The sequence below is a fragment of the Psychrobacter sp. genome, from assembly GCF_018260395.1.
Taxonomy (GTDB): Bacteria; Pseudomonadota; Gammaproteobacteria; order Pseudomonadales; family Moraxellaceae; genus Psychrobacter.
Map to the genome: position 1 here is coordinate 1 of NZ_JAGLBC010000012.1, position 19,215 is coordinate 19,215.

The following is a 19,215-nucleotide window of genomic DNA, read 5'->3' on the forward strand; positions in this document are numbered from 1 at the left end:
TATGTTATTTTTATAATATCACCATATAGCAACATTACTTACATTTTTTATACGCTTTAATCAATTAATAAGATTAAAAGTTCACTTTCTGAATTAACCGATAATGAAATGCATTACTTTAATACTAGTAGCTTTCCAATCTTATTCCCTAACTTAAAAGGACACTTAGTGAAATCTTATACTAAAATTAAAAATATAGTTTTATTATCAGTTATTTCTTCTATGGTAGGCTGTACTACAGTCGCAGACTTAGCAGGGTACGATACCGCCACTATGAACAGAGATGCTGCTAAAAGTTATAGTCAGGTAGTATCTAGCGCAACTAGTGAAGGGGCTATTGATAAGACTTCAAACACTGCCATACGTGTTCAAAGAGTCTTTAAACGTCTAAAGCCTTATGCTGACAAAGCCAATACCACAGGTGTTCCTTTTAATTGGGAAATGAGTGTCATTCGTTCACCTGAATTAAACGCATGGGCGATGCCAGGTGGTAAGATGGCAATGTATACAGGAATAGTTGAAAAATTAAATTTAACTGACGCAGAGATTGCTGCCATTGTTGGGCATGAGATGACGCATGCTTTAGCAGAACATGGAAAGAAAGATGCAGGACAACAAATTTTGACTGGTTTAGCACTCAAATATGGCGGTGCAGCCATTCAAGCCAAAACTGGCTTAAATTCTCAAGCAGTAGGCCTAATTAGCAAATATGGCATTGATAAACCATTTTCGCGTAGTCAAGAATCAGAAGCTGATGCCACTGGGATTCTTTTAATGGCACAAGCAGGCTATAATCCAGCAGCTGGTATCTCAGTTTGGGAAAAAATGGAAGCCGTCAATGGTCGTAGTAATGCGGTAGTTACTTTGATGTCTACGCATCCAAACTCTCAACAACGTATTGATAAAATTAAAGCATTACTACCCGAAGTCATGCCAGTTTATCAAGCCGCCGCAAAAGCACCTAATGGTCAATGATAATGGTTAAATAGTTTGATAGCTTATCATTAATTATCGCTATTAGTTAAGGCTAGGCGCTAAGTCATTTAATCAGGTGAGATAAATAAAATCCCTTAGTTTGCTTCTACATATTTCTTACTAAGGGCTTTTAAAATAGCATACGTTTCTAAGTCCATCTTAGCGTCAATCTGTTGTGGTCTAAAGTGCAGTTGAAAAGCATAGACCACATTACGACTGGCCTTATCCCATTTATCACTATCGTTAATAGCATAGCCATAGTCTTTTAGAAGCTGCTTAATCTCAGCTACAGTTGCTGTCTCAAATGAGCCATCTGTCATAAAATGCTGCTTATCGACATCATCATACCAAGCCCCTATGCCATACTCTTTATAAAGTCGCTCCCAAGGGAATTTTGCACCAGGATCAATCTTGCGGGAAGGTGCCATATCTGAATGACCAATTATTTGTGTGGGTTCAATCTGATATTTTTTAGTCAAGCTTGAAATTAATTGTGCTAATTTTTGAACTTGAATATCGCTAAATTCAACAAAATGTTCCGAAGGATGATAACCGTTATTGTCACTATTTCGGGTTTTTCGAAACTCTTTTTTGATGCCTTCATTAACAATTTCGATGCCAATAGAGGTGTCATTTAATACTCGTCTGCCTGCAAACTCACCTGAACCTGCATGCCATGCACGCTCATTATCCGCTACAAGTTGATAAATTTTATTGTTTTGTGTCAACGGAATTAAATAGTGAGCACTGACATTTGCTGTGGTTAGTAATCGAATAGATTCTTCTTCATCCTCAGCTGTATAATGCAAAACAATTGACGAGATACGTTGGTTCTTACCCTGCGCTTGATAGCTTTGGCTATCGATTACGAAACGAGAACTGCCTACGCAGCTCATTTGAGTCATAACTAACCCAAGTCCCATTATTAAAGTTAATAATAATCGAGCAGAATAAAGGGGTTTATTTTCTTGAACGATGACTTCGACCATAAGGCAACTTAAAACTTATTGATTGAAATAAAACAATGAAGGGATTGAAGTAATTATTATAACGACCAAACTACTTTAATATTAGGAAATATGGTAACGGTTTAAACTTTTCTATAATTACTATCTTTTATTAGGTTGCGATAAAGTTATAGCAGTGGCTTTAAAGTATCAGAAGGTTTTATATCACCATCTTCATCAAGTCTATTAGCGTCCGATCGTTTAGGTACCACCGTTAATTTGGCATCGCTTTCGAAGATTATCGCAGCTACCTCTTCATAATCATGAATACCCTCACTGCGCATGGCACATTCTATCTCTTGGCGAGTCAAACGCTCTTTACGCATGGCCTCTGGTAAAAACTGTCCTTGGTAAAACACCACACGGGGTTCTGATAGAATAGTATTGGCAAATTCGGGTGAAATAGCAGAGTATTTGGTCACTAAGTACTGCAACACCAACAAAGTTATTATTGATGCCAAGCCCTCAACCAAAGGAACGCTTTTTAAAATAATGGTACTGGCCCCAATTGAGCCAATCATAACCGTAACCACCCAGTCAAAATTGTTCAGCTGTGAAGTTGAGCGTTTCCCCGATATTTTGTGAAACAGCACAATACAAAAGTATACAACGAATGCAGATATAATCATTCGTACTAAAGTCTGTTGACTGTCGAAAAGTAACATGTCCATAGGCTAAGTTTGTCCCTTGTAGTGGCTATAGGTAGGAAGAGTTATTGATTTGCAGTCCAATCTAACATGGTATCAAGAACATAGCGTGCTTCATAGGTATTTAAAGGCTGTTCAGGTTTTGAGCCATTAATGATACCCACTACGACATAATCCTGACCTGATTTTCCATGCACGTAACCGGCCATAGACGTGACATCATTTAAAGTACCTGTCTTAATCCAAGCTCGTCCTATGGCAGCAGAGTTCGGTAAACGATCAGCATGATCAGCAATAGTACCACTAATACCAGCCACACCCAATGAATTAACATAGGTATTAAAATTGGGGTGATTGTATGCAAAGCTTAGCAGTTCAGCCAAATTATCAGCAGTTACTGTGCAATCACGGCAGAGTCCTGAACCGTTAGTCATCACTGGCGGTAAAGTGGTGAGGTGACTTTGCCACCACTGATTAATGGTTGCCAATGATTTTAAGTAATCAGACTGATTTATCTGTCTTGACTTGCTAATCTTAACAATTGGCGGGGCATTAAGGGCATCCGCTTTGATTAAGGTTTTGGTATATAAGGGCAAGCTTAGCGTAACTTGCTCCGCCATAACATTATTAGAGTAATGATTGATATCGTATATTTGCTCTGATAGCGGTAGTGAAGGATAGCGGACAAAAGGTAGGGGTGATGAGGGCAAAAATGAGTAGGCGAGCGCCAAAGCATTCTCTTTATCTAAACTTGTTTTTATGGCAATATTTTTATCAATACTTTTATTATCACTCTTATCAACATGCTTATCAACATTCTTATCTAATCGCTTATCAATACCCAAATCGGCACTTCTATCAGCATACATATCTGTACCGATATCTTTACCGATATCTGCATTCATACCTGCACCCATATTAAGATAGCTACCATAAATAGTTTTAATAGGGCTTTCTGTATTAATCATATCACCGCTGACCGTATTGCTAATACCTAAAAACTTAATATTACCGGATAAAGTATTGCCAAGGTTTAACCATTGGCTCTTGATAACCCGCTTAGAAAAATCTTTGGGATCAGGGTAGGCAAGATAAAAAGTATGTGTGCCACAACTTTTTGGAAGTATCTTATTAAATTTAAGACCTGAGCCTTGCCAAACTGGTGACAAACTAGATTTGACAGAAGAACAGTTACCTTCAGCAGTGTTTGCTATGGTATTAGGAAGATCATAATCTGCCAGTTTAGGTTTGTAATAAAGTCTTGAGATACCCTCATTTAATAAAGCAACTGTGGTCACCTCTAATGAGTTAAAATTAATAAGAAAACCGTCAGCGCTAGCATTATAAGGCCTTAGAGGGTCATTATCAAAAGCTGCAGAATCTTTAGTTACACCCTGAAATACTGAACTGTCCAATACAATATCGCCTTTAATATGACGAATACCCGCTTTTTGTACTTGTTCCAGCAGTTTATTTAGTCTTTGTTCGGTTAATTTAGGGTCACCGCTACCTTTAATAATTAAATCACCATATAGTGTGTTTCCTGATATAACACCAGTGTGATAAACCTCAGTGAACCATATAAAGTCCGGCCCTAATAAGTCCAAAGCAATAAAAGTAGGAATTAGCTTCATGGTGCTGGCAGGGGTACGTGGTATATCTGCCAAATGTCTGATAGGGAATTCTAAACTTGGTATCGTAGACATGACTGCACTATTAGGCTCATTGTCAAAAGCTAAGGGCTGGATTTTGATTGATTGATCAACAGCAGTTGATTTATTAGCAGCAGTTGATTGATTAGCAGGCAATGGTTTTGAGACAGTTTGACTAGCGTTGCTAACCTGAATATCGGTATTGTTTAGATTTACGGTATTAGCTTGTATAGCTGTATTGGCTTGTTTAATGGTTTTCAAAATATTATCGGTAATATGTGACGAGACAGCTTTGGATGGCGCTACGATATTTGACACATTGGCATCGGACCCTGATGGTAGCTCATCGGCATTTGTCGACGTATCCTGCTGCAAGACGTCCTCTGTTAAGTTAACCACTTTAGGTAGTTTGCTTTCAAGCACCGCTGATGATTGATTAGAACTCATTACAGGATTTACTGGCATGATAATAAGGCTAATATCATCTGTACTAATTTTAGCCTGATTTAGAGCAGACGCTACTGGTGGCGGAAGCTGAGCGTGAGTCCAAGTCGATAAGCTACAACATATACCCAGTAAAGTTACCAGTTTAGTAAAAGTCTTGGGTTTAAGTGGATTTTTAGAATACTTGTGGTAGCAAAATAAGAAAAAAGGCAATTTTTGATTAGACAGCGTCATAGATATACAACCATCGGTTAGTTTCAGACAGCTTAGTTAAATTCAATTAATTTATTCATTCACTCACTCATTCATTCATTCATTCAATCATTATAACGGCTGTTATGGTTATTAAAAATTGCAGGACGGAACATTAAATCAAGGTTATAAAACACAATACAATTCAAATGACAGGCAATAAAAAACTATTTATGAATATTTGTAAATTACTTTAGGTGTAAAAAAACCATTGCAGTCATTAGAGCATCATTATAAGCATCATGGGCGGCTAATTCAGGCAGCTGTAACTGTTTACATATGGCTTCAAGCTGCTGTGCTTGATGTGATATGCCCTGAGTAGGGTTGCCACTATAGCGGTCGTATAAGTCGCGTATGTCGATAACTTGATTGGGTAGGGCAGTGCCTATGTAAGATTTGGTTAGTTTGTTTAGAAAGCCAAGGTCTAACTGAGGACAGTAACCTACTATAGGCCTATTACCGATAAATGGTAGTAGACAATTGAGCATCTGTTCATAACTTAAGCCATTTTCAACATCTTTAGGGCGTAAACCATGAATCACAATGGTATCTCTTTCTGGCATTACTGGTGGACAACAGATTAAATGTAGGCCACTGCCACTCTGTATCTTTGTATCATCAATATGAATCGCAGCAATAGACAGCAAGTGGTTTTTTTTGGAATTCAAACCTGTCATTTCACAATCAATAGCCACCCAGCTATTGGGCTCTGGGGGCGTGAACATATCTTTAAATTCTGGTCGAGTTAGCCGCTTTAGATACCAAGCAGACTTTAACTGCTGTATAAGGTTCATAATCGTCGCCAGTAATAGTAATTAAAGTAAAACAGCTTAATAATTTAATAACTTAATAACTAGAACAAAATAGCTATCTAAATAATTTCTAATTGATACCGTTGTCTCAACTCATTTTTGAACCCTTTAACCAAGTTCAAGCACTCTTTTAATAAATCTCTTTCGAGTGCTGATAACGTAGAAGGATCCACCTTTCGAGCTAACTTATCATCGGTCGCAAGTGCAATATCTAGCCTTCTTGCCATAAAAAATTCAAGTGCCTCATTTAAAGTTTCTGCACGCTTAGGGGTGAGAACACCAATATTGGCCAACTGCTGTAATCGAGCTTTGGTACTGGTAACTTCAAAGATATCATTCTCTAATGACAAAGCACGTATGCCGTGTACCAAAGGAAAAATGCCTGCTTTTTTTAAGTCTATGTCTTGCTCCATAGGTTTGCCAATGATAGGAACAAACTTTTTCCACCACTGATTGACCTCTCCAAATTGAAGGGCCGCCTTAGCAAAACTACGCACATACATAGGGTCCGCACTTCGATGTGCCACTTGTAGATGCTTACGAAGTCCTTCAAGTAATCTATCATCACCGCAGACATAAGAGGCATCAAGCAATGCGGAGAGCCAAATGGCATGTTCAGGCTCTTTTTGACCAAACCATGTGGATATTTCAGCTTTAAATCGACTTAGAGGCTGTCGCCATATGGGGTTGGTCATCATGATATTACCCTCACATAAAGGATATCCCATTTCTGCCAAAGCGTGATTAAATGTTTCGGCATAGTCAGCCAATTTTGGGTCATTAAAACCATTACGAATAATCAGTGCATTGTCTTGGTCAGTACGCATGATTTGCTCGCCACGTCCTTCAGAGCCCATGACAATAATACAGGTGTTTTCATATACCATATCAGGAACAATCAAGCGCCATAGTTTAGCAAAGACATGGGCATTTAATGCTTGTACAATACGGCTGATAACCCCAATTTTTATACCATTATTATGTTGGGCACGAATGTATTGACCAATGTGCTCTACAGGACGTTTAAGACTTGAGATACTATCAGCTTGTTCAATCTCAATGGTAACCAGTTGGGAGTGATGGCTCAAAAATGCCAATATATCACTTTGACTCAGAACGCCTATGACTTCCTCATTTTCATCTAGCACCGGTAACCTATGTACTCGGTGTCGAATCATGGTTAATAATGCCTCACTAATGTCTTGCTTATGACAAATAGTGTGTAGCTTAAATTTGGCATAATCGCGGCATAATGCAGTGGCCATATCGACCCGCTCGCTGACAGCACGACAGATATCAGCATCGGTAAGCATGCCAAGATTACTCTGGTGAGCCCGGGTTGGATGTCTTTCCAGCGTGGGGGAACGCTTTACAAGTACATGTTTTAAACCAGCTTGAGTCATGGTGGTTGCGGCTTCAAATAAAGTAGCCGTTTCTGAAATAGTATGGACATCGAGCATGCGAATAGCCGTGACAGGCTGTAGCATTAATTGCTGAGATTCTGCTTGTGTGCCTGAGCTAAAATTTTCCAAAGAGCGAGGTGGGTTTAGCGGCGACAGGTTGGTTTGCCCTCGTTCACTATACGCTTGCATCCGCTCAGCCAACTCTCCATTTAATAGTTTACGGATATGTCGATTTTGTACTGATAGACGATCTATTGCCTGAGGCTCCACTTGTAACAAGAGGCTGTCCTCAATAGCTCGATAAAGATAAGTATTGAGATTGTCACTGTTACTGTCGTTATTGTGATTAAAGTTGCTATTATTATAATAACTATCTTTAATGCTACTAGACTCAGTATCAGAAGTATTAGATAAAATATTGCTCGTGACTGCTAGGTTTGAAGATGGTAAGTAATGGCCGTCATCAACAGGCTGCTTGCGGGCATCAAACCAGTCATTACTAAAGTTAGTGGCGGCGAAATCATGCAACTCATCACCGGCCAAACTTTGTTGAATGCAGCCCTTTAATACCACATAAAAATAATTACAGTCTTCAGCACTCAGCGCTTCGTCCTTGGCCAAATAACGAATTTGGGTTTGTTTTTTTAGACTTTCACGTTCACTTGAGCTTAAAACGTCAAAGGGAGGCTGAGTAAAGTCTAGCCTTGTCATGAACCACTCCATGGTTTTATTTTTGCAAAATACACTGAATTGGTGAATCCAATCAGTAAATGCTTATCTCTAACTAGGGCATGTCCCTATTTGCAAATTAAATAAGTTATGGTCTAAAAATGGCTATATTTTCGCCAAACTGTGTCTAATTTCTAGCTAATATGCCTATATTATCTTCGAAATTATTCGTGTTTGACAAAAATCTATCTCATTTTTAGCCTCATAATCCAAATAGGGACACGCCCTAATAGTTTAGATTAACTAAGCAAGGTCTTAATACGATTAATGGCCTCTCGACTCTCTTCAACACTAGCTACTAAGGCTAATCTAACAAAGCCTTTCCCTGGATTTGTTCCATTTATTTCTCTAGACAAATAACGACCAGCAAGGGCATTAATATTAACTTTTTCAAATAAAGCCTTTACGAAAGCCTCATCATCAGGATCACCTTGCTCATCTTTAAATGATTCAGGCACCGCCATCCAAAAGTAAAAACCTGCATCAGGTTTATTAAGCTTTAGTGAGGCTCCAAGCTCAGACATCCACAAGTCAAATTTTTGAGTATAAAGGTCTCGGTTGGCTTGAACATGTTCCTCATCTTGCCATGCAGCAATCGAAGCCAACTGATGATGAATAGGCATGGCACAGCCTTGATAGGTACGGTACTGCAAATAAGGCTTAAGCAAGTTTGCGTCACCAGCAACAAAACCTGAACGTAACCCTGGTAAATTTGATCGCTTCGATAATGAATGAAAGACCACGCAGTTTTTGAAGTCATTACGACCTATTTTTGCACAAACTTCAAGCAGACCTACGGGCGGCGTTGTAAAATAAAGCTCGCTATAGCACTCATCGCTGGCAATGATAAAGTCATACTCATCTGACAATTCAATCAAAGCCTGCCAGTCGGCTTCGCTAAATACCGCGCCCGTAGGATTATTAGGGCTACATACAAAAACCAATTGTGTACGTTGCCATATTTCACTTGGTACTGAGCGATAATCGCCTTTAAAATCATTGTCTATACTACAAGGTACAAAATAAGGCTCTGCACCAGCTAGCAAAGTGGCCCCTTCATAAATTTGATAAAAGGGATTAGGCATTACCACTAACGGTTTACTGTCATCATTTGTGCTTTGAGTGATATCAATAGCTGCTTGAACAAAGCTGAATAATGCCTCACGAGTGCCCATAACCGGAATAATTTGTGTGTCTGCATCAATTTGCGCGAGCTTAAATCGTTTGGTGAGCCACAGCGCTATAGCTTGACGTAGCTCTGGCAGACCATTGGTACTCGGGTAGTTTTGCACCTTATTCAAGTTATCGGCTAAAACTTTAAGTACAAATTCAGGAGGTTCATGCTTAGGTTCTCCAATACCCAACTTGATAGACTCATACTCAGTGGCAGCCACTGAATCCGCTAACAGCGTGGCCATTTTTGCAAAAGGATAAGGGTGTAATAAGTTTAGTTTTGGATTCATGATTAGCCTATTAAGTATTGTACTTATCTGATATTTATTGAAAGTATTTTATAGTTTGTAAAATGTCTACGCTAGTTTATGTAAATGATTTAAGTCGTAGGGGTTAACACTTCAGTTAACGTATTTTTTAGACGCTCTAGTTTATCTTCACCAAGCATCGCATCGCCGGTATCGCTGATATAAAACATATCTTCAGCACGTTCTCCTAAGGTGGTAATTCGAGCGGCATGAACCTCAATCCCTTCATTTAAGAACACTTGTCCGATACGGGCCAATAAGCCAGGCTGGTCCAGCGTAGTTATGCTCATGATATGCTGGTGATTGGCTTCATTATAGTTAAAATCAATGGTGGTCGGTACGTGGAAGTTCTTTAATCTACGAGGTAAGCGCTTTTGAACCAATTTCGGAGATTCGGGATTCTTAAATGCCTCAATTAGGCGACGGCTTAGTTCTTCGCGCGAATCACTATCATTGAGTAAGGTGCCATGGCGATCTAAAAGTACATAAGAATCTAGCGCAAAATCACGGGTTGCAGTGATAATTCTAGCGTCCAATACATCTAAATTCATTTGATCAAATACCGCCATTGTCACTGCAAATAGATTGGCCTGATTTTGAGTATAAATAAAGATTTGCACCGCATCAAGCGCCAATTCTCTGTGTTCACGCAGTACAATAAGCGGCTCACTGTTCGCATCTGAAGCACGTCCAATAGGAGGATGATTCAAGATAGCTTCAGTATGCCAGATTATGGCTTCTGGAATCTCACGCAAAAAATATTCATCACCCAGCTCATCCCACAACGCTAACACTTCCTCGCGTTTCATGTGATGATTGTCTACCTTATCAAGCATGGTTAAAGCTTGTTGACGCGTAGTAGCAATCATTTCTTGACGGTTGCTTGGAGCATCGAGATCCGCTCTTAGAATACGACGGGTCTGAGTATAAAGCTGTTTTAATAGACTTGCGCGCCAACTGTTCCACAGCTGTGGATTGGTGGCATTCATATCAGCAACAGTTAACACGTATAAATGGTTAAGATGAGTGACATTACCTACTAAATTGGCAAATCTAGTGACCACTTCAGGGTCAGAAATATCTTGCTTTTGCGCTGTCATCGACATCAATAAGTGGTATCTGGTTAACCAACCAATTAACTTAGCATTTGCTTCACTCATACCATGATTAAGACAAAATTCTATGGCGTCAATCTCACCTAATAGACTGTGATCTCCGCCACGGCCTTTTGCAATATCATGAAAAATAGCTGCCAGAACAATAATTTCTTTACGTTCAATTCGTTCGTATATTGACCCCACTAGTGCGTATTCATCTTTGTACTTAGGATCGGTAAAACGATGTAGAATGCGTACCAATGATAAAATATGAGCATCAACCGTATAACGGTGGAATAGGTCGTATTGCATTAAGCCTACTAAGTTGGCAAATTGAGGTAAATAATTCGCCAAAACCCCATAACGCTTCATGATACGTAAACGCTGGTATAAAAAGTTTTGCTCTTTTAAGTTGTCTAAAAACAACTTTTTATGCAATTCGTTATCTCGGTAGCTTTGGTCTATACCTCTTGCGGCTATCTTTAAAGCGCGCAAAGTAGGGGTCCTAATCTTTTTAATGCCATGCTGACCCATTAATAAGAACATCTCTAAAATAGCGTCTGGATGTTGAGCGAAAACATGGTGGTGGGCCATAGCGATATGATCACCGACTTGATTAAAGTGCGCATTAAGCACCGATTTTACAGGACATTCTGATTCTGGCAGGCGAGCTTCAATTAAGGTTTCGTAATAGTGAGCAGTTAACATCTCAGACAATGTTGAAATTTGCATCGCACAGCGGTAGTAATCACGCATAAAGGCTTCAACAGCCGCATTAGGCTCATCATCTAGACCCGCCTGATAGCCCATTCGGTCAGCAATGTCACGCTGATAATCAAACAGCAGTTTATTTTCATCGCGTCCAGTTAAATGATGCAAGTGATGACGAATGCGCCACAAGAACCCTTCGGCGAAAATCAGTTCATCATATTCTTTTTCTGTTAAAAACTCTTGTGGCACTAAATCGTAGAGCTTACCAATTCTAAAATAACGTTTAGTTATCCAGCCAATGCTATGGATATCACGCAGACCACCGGGAGATTTTTTTATATCGGGTTCGAGATTATATTCGGTATCATTATGACTTAAATGGCGAGCCCGGGCTTCCGCCATCTTGGCTTCATAAAAATCCTTTTGCGACCATTGCTGTTGCACAATATCATTGGGTGCATTTTTAAGTTGCTCATTTCCGGCCAATAAACGAGCTTCTAATAAGTTAGTTGCAACCGTTATATCTGTAACCACTTGAAAGCAATCCTGAACGCTTCGTACCGACAGCCCAGGCTCAATGCCAATATCCCATAATCGAGCCACGAAAGTATCAATTTTTTTTGTGGTTTCATCATTTAGGGTATCGGGTGATAATAGTAATATGTCTACATCTGAGTAAGGCGATAGCTCTCCGCGTCCATAACCCCCAACTGCAAACAGTGCCAAGTCAGTATGTTGCAATTCATGCAGTTTAAATAGCTCAATTAAAAGGGTGTCAATTGCTTCAGCACGAGCTTCCACCAAGCATCGAATATCGACACCTCTTTCTAAAGCTAATGATATATCCTTCTCAACCTGCTTAAGCCAATCAGGTATGCCTAAGTTTCTTGACTGGCAGGATGAAACATTCCAAATATCAGGTAACTCAGGAATTAAGGTGTCGATTGAGTCGGTAATAAACATGTTGGGATCCAAGCGCAATATAAATGACAAATTTTGTTTTTTTTAATTTATTTGATAAGCGTTATGTAACTTTACAATAGTGTCATGGGTTTTATAGAGTTTGAAAAAACCGATGAAACTAGAGATTGGTTTATCTTGTTTAGTATAGAGCTATTTTAGTATAGAGCTAGTTATAGTATAGAGCTATGTTAAACAGGATTACATTATTTTTTTAGCATAAAAAAGACTGCCTTAGCAGTCTTTTATTAGTTATGCAATTAAAAAGCTTAAATCTTCTTCTGGTCGAGTGGTAAACACTTCACAACCATTCTCTGTAACCATTAAAGTATGTTCCCACTGGGCAGATAATTTACGGTCTTTGGTTATCGCTGTCCACTGGTCCGGCAAGATTTTAGTTTGCCAAGTGCCTTGATTAATCATCGGCTCGATAGTGAAAGTCATGCCCGTCTTTAATTCGATACCCGTTCCTTTACGGCCATAATGCATGACTTGCGGCTCATGATGGAAGGTATTGCTAATCCCATGCCCGCAAAATTCACGTACGATGCTAAAACGCTCGGGTTCAACAACTTCTTGAATTGCAGCCCCAATATCACCCAAATGAGCACCATTTTTCACCACACTCATACCAGCGTATAAGGCTTTTTGCGCCACATCACAGATACGCTTTGCCATGATTGAGCCTTCGCCAATGATCCACATTTTTGAAGTGTCGCCATAGTAACCATCTTTGATAACTGTTACATCAATATTAATGATGTCACCGTCTTTCAAGACTTTATTGTCAGTAGGTATACCATGACAAACCACATGATTAACTGAGGTACAAATTGATTTGGGAAAAGGGGGGTGACCATAGTTTAAAGGTGCAGGAATGGCGCCTTGTTCATTAACAATATAGTTATGCGCTATCTGGTTTAAAGTTTCAGTAGTAACGCCTTCTTTAACATGCTCATCAAGCATGACTAAGACATCACTAGCAAGTTTACCCGCAATACGCATTTTTTCGATGGCTTCAGGGCCAAGTATTAAGTTATCAGTTTTACTCATAATGATATTGTATTTACTTTAAGTGGGAAGAAAAGAATTATAGGACAAAGTACTTTTAATAATGCAGAGATTATAACGTAGAGACAATTTTTAAAATAAATTATTCAACTAAAGCCATAAGCTATAAACATAAACTATAAATTATTTATCAAGGTTTATAGCAATTTAATAGAAGCGAATATATTTAAGATAAAACGGTTATAAAAGTGTAGTTATTTATAATTTCTATGCAATAACTTTATAAAGTAATCATTATATCATAGCAGTTTATAATTTTAATTTGTGCATATGTTACGACGGTTAATAGGATTTTTTAGCCAATTATAAACCATGCTATTGCGCTTACTTAGTCTTCTATATCGGTATTGATTGTGGTAAAATATGCACCTTATTTTATTTTCTCTGTGATTTAGTCATTTGTTTAGCAACGTAGGTTGTTTAGTAGTGCAAGTGGCTTATCAATAGCAGTGCATAAATAAGTAAACTCTGAATTTATTAACCAATGACACACACATTGCGTTTAAGAATTACTGGGTGTTTATCGGCTTGATTAATTTACTTAGTATTTATAGGTAAGAAGTAATTTTGACTTTGATATAAATCGGTAAATGCGTGTCGATAAATCGGTGATTTTTGTAATGTGGAGGCATAACCCAACTTTCTAAGGAATTTACATGTCAAACAGTCCAACTAATATGCCAATGCGTGACCTTCTTCAAGCGGGCGCTCATTTCGGTCACCAAACTCGTTTTTGGAATCCAAAAATGAATCAGTATATCTTTGGTGCCCGTAACAAAATCCATATCATCAACCTTGAGCACACTGTGAAAGCCTTTAATGAAGCTTTGACTTTTGTGAATAATCTAGCTTCTAAAAACAACAAAGTATTATTTGTTGGTACTAAGCGTGCGGCAAGCGAAGTAATCCGTGAGCAAGCGCTACGTGCAGGTCAACCATATGTTGATCATCGCTGGTTAGGTGGTATGTTGACGAACTGGAAAACATTACGTCAGTCAATCAACCGTTTAAAAGAGCTAGAAAAACAAGCTGAAGACGGTACTTTTGCTAAGCTAACTAAGCGTGAAGCTTTAGAGCGTACGCGTGCTATGGAAAAATTAGAGCGTTCTCTAGGCGGTATTAAAAATATGGGCGGTCTACCTGACGCAATCTTCGTTGTAGACGTTGACCATGAAGCAATCGCTATTAAAGAAGCTAAGAACTTAGGTATTCCAGTAATCGGTATCGTTGATACTAACTCAAACCCAGACAACGTTGATTATATTATTCCAGCTAACGACGATGCTATCCGTGCCGTAACTTTATATGTTACTCGTATGGCTGATGCTATTATTGCTGGTAAAGAATACGCTAAAACTCAAGCTGGTGGTTCTGCTGCTGAAGCACCTGTTACTGAAGAAGTTGCGACTGAAACTGAAGAAGTTGCTGCACCAGAAGCAGATTCAGCTGAATAAATTTAGTAGGACACAAAAAAACTGAATTAGGTAATTTTATTAGATGATGCTTTAAAAGCCGGATAGTAATTAAGGCATTAAAGTAAAAAAACATTAAATCTTTTAAGCCTTACCTAATCTTATAAGTAATGTATGATTAATCGCGGCATGATGTGGATACCCTCGTCATGCCCTTGTCATTTTATAAACTTACACTGCGCAATTAATCAAATAATTTATTGAATAACTTTAAACGCCATAACAACTCAAATAGAGGAAAAAATATGTCTAATATTTCTGCTAAATTAGTTAAAGAGCTTCGTGATCGTACTGGTCTTGGCATGATGGAATGTAAAAAGGCTCTAGAAGAAACTGCTGGTGATGTCGAACAAGCAATCGATAATTTACGTAAATCTGGTCAAGCTAAAGCAGCTAAAAAAGCGGGTAACATCGCAGCTGACGGTGCAATCGTTATTGCTCAAGAAGGCAATAAAGCTATTTTAGTTGAAGTAAACTGTCAAACTGACTTCGTAGCTAAAGATGATAACTTCACTGCATTTGCAAATAAAGTAGCTGAATTGGCTTTAGCTAACAATACTACTGATGTGGCAACTATTTCAGAACTTGACTATGGTAATGGTCAGACTGTAGAAGAAGCACGTGTGTCATTGGTTCAAAAAATTGGTGAAAACATTCAAGTACGTCGCGCCCAAATCGTTGAAGGTGATAACTTAGCTTCTTACCGTCATGGCTTACGTATTGGTGTTGTGGTATCAACTGAAGGCGGTAGCGAAGAAACTGGTAAGAATCTTGCCATGCATATTGCTGCATTCAACCCTATATCTGCTAATGATACTGATGTTCCAGCCGATGTTTTAGCGCGCGAAAAAGAAATCGCTGAAGCCAAAGCTCGTGAATCAGGTAAGCCAGATAACATCGTAGAAAAAATGATCGAAGGTAGCCTACGTAAGTATCTAGATGAAGTAGTATTAGTTCGTCAAGCTTATGTAATGGACAACGAAAAGAAAGTTGGTGATGTTCTTAAAGCCGAAGGCGTAGCTGTTAAAAACTTCGTACGTTTTGAAGTAGGCGAAGGTATCGAGAAAAAGCAAGAAGACTTCGCTGCTGAAGTTGCTGCTGCTCAAGCTGCTGCTAATAAATAGTATTAACAGGTAGAATTTTTTACTTTTTTTAATTTAATACCAAATAGCCCATCACTTTGTGATGGGCTATTTTTTTACTGCTAGCTTTTGACCATTAACCTTTGACCGTTAACTTTTGACCTTTAATTTTAAGCAATCACTAAGTCTATAAAAAAACAGTTAAATCGCATATTTTAGCCAGTATTGCGAAGACCTGCAGCTAACGCATTAATGCTACGAATTAGCGCGTCTTCAACTGCTAGACCGTTATTCTGTACAGCATAACTATCTTGACCACGTAAACGCTTTAGAAGTTCTATTTGGATATAGTTTATGGGATCAAGGTAAGCGTTGCGCCACTCAAGAGAGTTTGCAAGCTCTTGTTGACCAGCTAATAAAGACTCTTGCTGTAGTAACGAATTAAGCTCTGATTGGGTGAGTTCATGCTCTTTAATGACGGCCTGCATGATTGTCTCTCGAAGGTTTTCATCATCACATAACTGACTATAAGCACGAGCAATATTCATCTCTGACTTAGTGAATGCCATCTCAATATTACTAATAAAGGCTTTAAAAAACGGCCAGTTATCACTCATTTCTTTCATTAAAGCTTCATCTTGTTTAACACTGTTCAAAGCTGTACCAACACCATACCAAGCAGGAAGCGTAAAACGTGCTAATGACCAACCAAATACCCAAGGAATGGCTCGAATGGTCGCTTTACTAGGCAAGCCTTTTTTTCGATGAGCAGGTCGCGAGCCGATATTAAGTAGAGAAATTTCTTGGACAGGCGTTGCCTGCGAATAAAACTTATAAAAGTCTTCAGTATGATCGGTTAACTGACGATATTGATTTTCACCCGCTTGTGCCAATCTAGCGAACAACGACTCATAATTTACCAACTGCTCAGGTTGATCCACAAACCGAGAAGAGCTTGCTTTGAGCGCTCCTGTTATGCCCATGGTCAGCTCGAACACAGCTGTATCCGGATTAGCATATTTTGCATAAAGCACTTCGCCTTGCTCGGTAAACTTAATTTGACCCTTTAGAGTGCCTGCAGGTTGGGCAGCAATGGCTTGATGAGTTGAGCCACCCCCACGACTTACTGAGCCACCACGTCCATGGAATAGGCGAGTTTGGATGCCATATTTATCAGCAATAGTAGTAATGGTCTGCTGCGCACTATAAAGCTGCCATGCGGATGTAATAATGCCACCATCTTTAGAAGAGTCTGAATAGCCGAGCATAATCTCTTGAGTATTATCAGTACTCTGTAACAACTGGCGATATAAGGGATTATCTAGTACAGCTGGCATAATGCTGTCGATATTCTTTAAATCTTCGATGGTTTCAAATAATGGAGCCACGGGTAGGGCGGCATATAATTTACCCTCAGAATCAACACCTGACAACCCTGCAAAACGCATTAACAATAATACTTCTAATAATTGACTGGCGGTATTGGTCATTGAAATTATATAGCTACCAAATGTTGCTTCGCCCACTAGTTTTCTTAACTTGGCTATGGAATTCATCAGCGCCAGTTGCTCACGTGTTTGCTCTGATAAATTGTCAGTATAAATAAGTGGAGCGCCTGGTTTTTGTAGCAATCGAGTTAGCCATTGCTGACGTTCTTCTTCACTAAGCTGACGATAATCGGGTAGATTTGAGGCACTATCAAAAATATCAGCGATGACTTCACCATGGTATGCGGAGTCTTGACGGATGTCGAGTGACGCGAGATGGAAGCCACAAGTCTTCACCAAACGAATCATATCTAGTAATAGCCCTTTAACGTGTGCCTCATCGTGAGTACTAACGCTTTTTCGAATCAGGCGCAGGTCATCGAGTAGACTCTCTGGACTGGTATAGGCATACCTGGTGGCTTTTAAATTTGCTCCTTGGCTCTGGATGTAGTCATTGGTCGCTGTCACCTTAGCTAAAATAAGAGACAGTAATCTACGATAAGGCTCGTGGTTATAATCATCAGGATTATAATAAAAAACCTGCTCATCAAGCTCGGCATAGTCTGCTATACGTTGGTAGATTTCTGGTGAGATTTCAACAATTGTGTCGCTATGAATCAATTCACGACGTAGCTTTTTTAACATGACACGGTAATGACGCAAAACGGTGTTGGCGTGCATTAATACTGCCATTTCTGTGGTTTCATGAGTGACAAATGGGTTGCCATCCCTATCTCCTCCAATCCAAGAGCCGAATCGTAAGAAGGCAGGTAAAGGGTAATCAGATAGTTCAGGATAGATGTCGACAATAGCATTCTTTATATTGCGATACACTTGGGGTATTGCGGTAAATAAGCTGGCATCAAAATAGTGTAAGCCGTTATTAATCTCATCATATACTAGAGGCTTTCGGGTGCGTACTTCATCAGAGGACCACAGCAAATCAATGGTATCCGCTACTTTTTGTTTAGCATCTTTATAAGCTCGACTGCCTTCAGGAAGGTCATTTAAAATATTGGTATGAACATACAACGTCTGTAGTATATTCATGGTGGTACGGCGCCGAGCTTCAGTAGGGTGAGCGGTAAATACTGGTATAAATTTAAGCTGATCGATCAACTCTTTAATCTGTTGGGCTTCGACATTACGTTGTTTACATTCTAATAAGGTGTGACGGAATGACCCTTCCCAAAACTGTGAAGATTGCTCTCTTAAAACTCGGCGCTCTTCTCGCAATGCGTTCTCTTCAGTCAGATTGGCTAAGAAGAAATAAATCGAGAAGCCACGAATGACGTTTTGTAAAGTCTTATTGTCTAAAGAGGCTATAAGGTCTATAAGCTTTTGTTTATTTTCAGCATTAGGGGATCGACGTTCTTGAATAAATCCTTTACGCAAAGTTTCAATAGTATGAACTGTATCATGTCCCGATTGCCGAGCTATCGCTTCGCCTAAAAATGATCCGAGTAATCTAACCTGTGAGCGCAATACGTCATTGTTTGATGGCATTCTACTTTCCTTTATGTTTGGCATACATTAAAAGTTTATTAAACTAACTAGCTGAACAGTTAAATAGTTAAATTGCTGAATTATTGAATAATTTTGCGATGCTATAATTAATTATGATCAGTTGTTTTACTATTTTGACACTGCGAAATGGTCAGGTTTAGGTCTAAGGCTAAGATTAAGGCTCTGAGTATAATCAAGTTAATAGAAATAAAGCTAAAATCTTATAAAAATGAAGGATTAACTCCACTATTAAAAACTTTACAGAGTTTTGACGCTTAAAACAATAGTAAAATGCCAAGCCAAACTAATCAATCTAGCTTGTCTGATTAGCTATTACTAAGATAATTGACTCTAAAATAGTCTTAACTTAGTGTTTTATACTAATAATGGGCGATAATAGTTATGGTTTTAAATATTAAAACGCATG

Annotated in this window: 12 protein-coding genes; 3 read left to right on the plus strand and 9 right to left on the minus strand. The window is 38.9% G+C overall.

Annotated elements, in window-relative coordinates; genetic code table 11:
* The first annotated feature begins 168 nt into the window (after positions 1–168).
* Positions 169–975, plus strand: coding sequence for a M48 family metallopeptidase (locus QZ265_RS02100; RefSeq protein WP_296402902.1), 807 nt, complete (start codon positions 169–171; stop codon positions 973–975).
* A 95-nt stretch (positions 976–1,070) separates the two neighbouring features.
* Here the strand turns inward: QZ265_RS02100 and QZ265_RS02105 are convergent, their stop codons facing one another.
* From QZ265_RS02105 to map, 8 genes are all read right to left on the minus strand, one after another.
* Positions 1,071–1,964 (minus strand): N-acetylmuramoyl-L-alanine amidase, encoded by an 894-nt coding sequence (locus QZ265_RS02105; RefSeq protein ID WP_296402904.1) that lies wholly within the window; start codon positions 1,962–1,964, stop codon positions 1,071–1,073.
* 146 nt (positions 1,965–2,110) lie between these two features.
* Complete coding sequence (locus tag QZ265_RS02110; protein WP_296402905.1) at positions 2,111–2,653, minus strand: YetF domain-containing protein; 543 nt, start codon at positions 2,651–2,653, stop codon at positions 2,111–2,113.
* A 41-nt stretch (positions 2,654–2,694) separates the two neighbouring features.
* The gene (locus QZ265_RS02115) at positions 2,695–4,959 is read right to left on the minus strand and encodes a D-alanyl-D-alanine carboxypeptidase (RefSeq protein ID WP_296402907.1); all 2,265 of its coding nucleotides are present in this window, start codon (positions 4,957–4,959) and stop codon (positions 2,695–2,697) included.
* Between the two features lie 206 nt (positions 4,960–5,165).
* Entirely contained in the window at positions 5,166–5,771 is a 606-nt protein-coding gene (locus QZ265_RS02120) for a 3'-5' exonuclease (RefSeq protein WP_296402909.1), read from the minus strand.
* Positions 5,772–5,848: 77 nt separating this feature from the next.
* Positions 5,849–7,903, minus strand: coding sequence for a DUF294 nucleotidyltransferase-like domain-containing protein (locus QZ265_RS02125; RefSeq protein WP_296402932.1), 2,055 nt, complete (start codon positions 7,901–7,903; stop codon positions 5,849–5,851).
* A 257-nt stretch (positions 7,904–8,160) separates the two neighbouring features.
* A complete protein-coding gene (gene dapC / locus QZ265_RS02130; RefSeq protein WP_296402934.1) occupies positions 8,161–9,384 on the minus strand; it encodes a succinyldiaminopimelate transaminase in 1,224 nt (407 codons plus the stop codon).
* An 89-nt stretch (positions 9,385–9,473) separates the two neighbouring features.
* The gene (gene glnD, locus QZ265_RS02135) at positions 9,474–12,173 is read right to left on the minus strand and encodes a [protein-PII] uridylyltransferase (RefSeq protein WP_296402936.1); all 2,700 of its coding nucleotides are present in this window, start codon (positions 12,171–12,173) and stop codon (positions 9,474–9,476) included.
* A gap of 249 nt (positions 12,174–12,422) precedes the next feature.
* Complete coding sequence (gene map, locus QZ265_RS02140) at positions 12,423–13,223, minus strand: type I methionyl aminopeptidase (RefSeq protein ID WP_296402938.1); 801 nt, start codon at positions 13,221–13,223, stop codon at positions 12,423–12,425.
* A gap of 674 nt (positions 13,224–13,897) precedes the next feature.
* Here map and rpsB point away from each other — a divergent pair.
* Together rpsB and tsf are read left to right on the plus strand one after the other, a co-directional pair.
* Complete coding sequence (gene rpsB / locus QZ265_RS02145) at positions 13,898–14,695, plus strand: 30S ribosomal protein S2 (RefSeq protein WP_296402941.1); 798 nt, start codon at positions 13,898–13,900, stop codon at positions 14,693–14,695.
* 263 nt (positions 14,696–14,958) lie between these two features.
* A complete protein-coding gene (gene tsf / locus QZ265_RS02150; protein ID WP_296402943.1) occupies positions 14,959–15,837 on the plus strand; it encodes a translation elongation factor Ts in 879 nt (292 codons plus the stop codon).
* Positions 15,838–16,010: 173 nt separating this feature from the next.
* Here the strand turns inward: tsf and ppc are convergent, their stop codons facing one another.
* Positions 16,011–18,788 carry a phosphoenolpyruvate carboxylase gene (gene ppc / locus QZ265_RS02155; RefSeq protein ID WP_296402944.1) on the minus strand — a complete coding sequence of 926 codons (2,778 nt, stop codon included), beginning with the start codon at positions 18,786–18,788 and terminating at the stop codon, positions 16,011–16,013.
* Between the last annotated feature and the right edge of the window lie 427 nt (positions 18,789–19,215).

Bases quoted from the DNA above. Each gene is read 5' to 3' on its own strand.
- QZ265_RS02105 (WP_296402904.1), bottom strand. From the start codon at position 1,964: ATGGTCGAAGTCATCGTTCAAGAAAATAAACCCCTTTATTCTGCTCGA.
- QZ265_RS02110 (WP_296402905.1), bottom strand. From the start codon at position 2,653: ATGGACATGTTACTTTTCGACAGTCAACAGACTTTAGTACGAATGATT.
- QZ265_RS02115 (WP_296402907.1), bottom strand. From the start codon at position 4,959: ATGACGCTGTCTAATCAAAAATTGCCTTTTTTCTTATTTTGCTACCAC.
- QZ265_RS02120 (WP_296402909.1), bottom strand. From the start codon at position 5,771: ATGAACCTTATACAGCAGTTAAAGTCTGCTTGGTATCTAAAGCGGCTA.
- QZ265_RS02125 (WP_296402932.1), bottom strand. From the start codon at position 7,903: ATGACAAGGCTAGACTTTACTCAGCCTCCCTTTGACGTTTTAAGCTCA.
- dapC (WP_296402934.1), bottom strand. From the start codon at position 9,384: ATGAATCCAAAACTAAACTTATTACACCCTTATCCTTTTGCAAAAATG.
- glnD (WP_296402936.1), bottom strand. From the start codon at position 12,173: ATGTTTATTACCGACTCAATCGACACCTTAATTCCTGAGTTACCTGAT.
- map (WP_296402938.1), bottom strand. From the start codon at position 13,223: ATGAGTAAAACTGATAACTTAATACTTGGCCCTGAAGCCATCGAAAAA.
- rpsB (WP_296402941.1), top strand. From the start codon at position 13,898: ATGTCAAACAGTCCAACTAATATGCCAATGCGTGACCTTCTTCAAGCG.
- tsf (WP_296402943.1), top strand. From the start codon at position 14,959: ATGTCTAATATTTCTGCTAAATTAGTTAAAGAGCTTCGTGATCGTACT.
- ppc (WP_296402944.1), bottom strand. From the start codon at position 18,788: ATGCCATCAAACAATGACGTATTGCGCTCACAGGTTAGATTACTCGGA.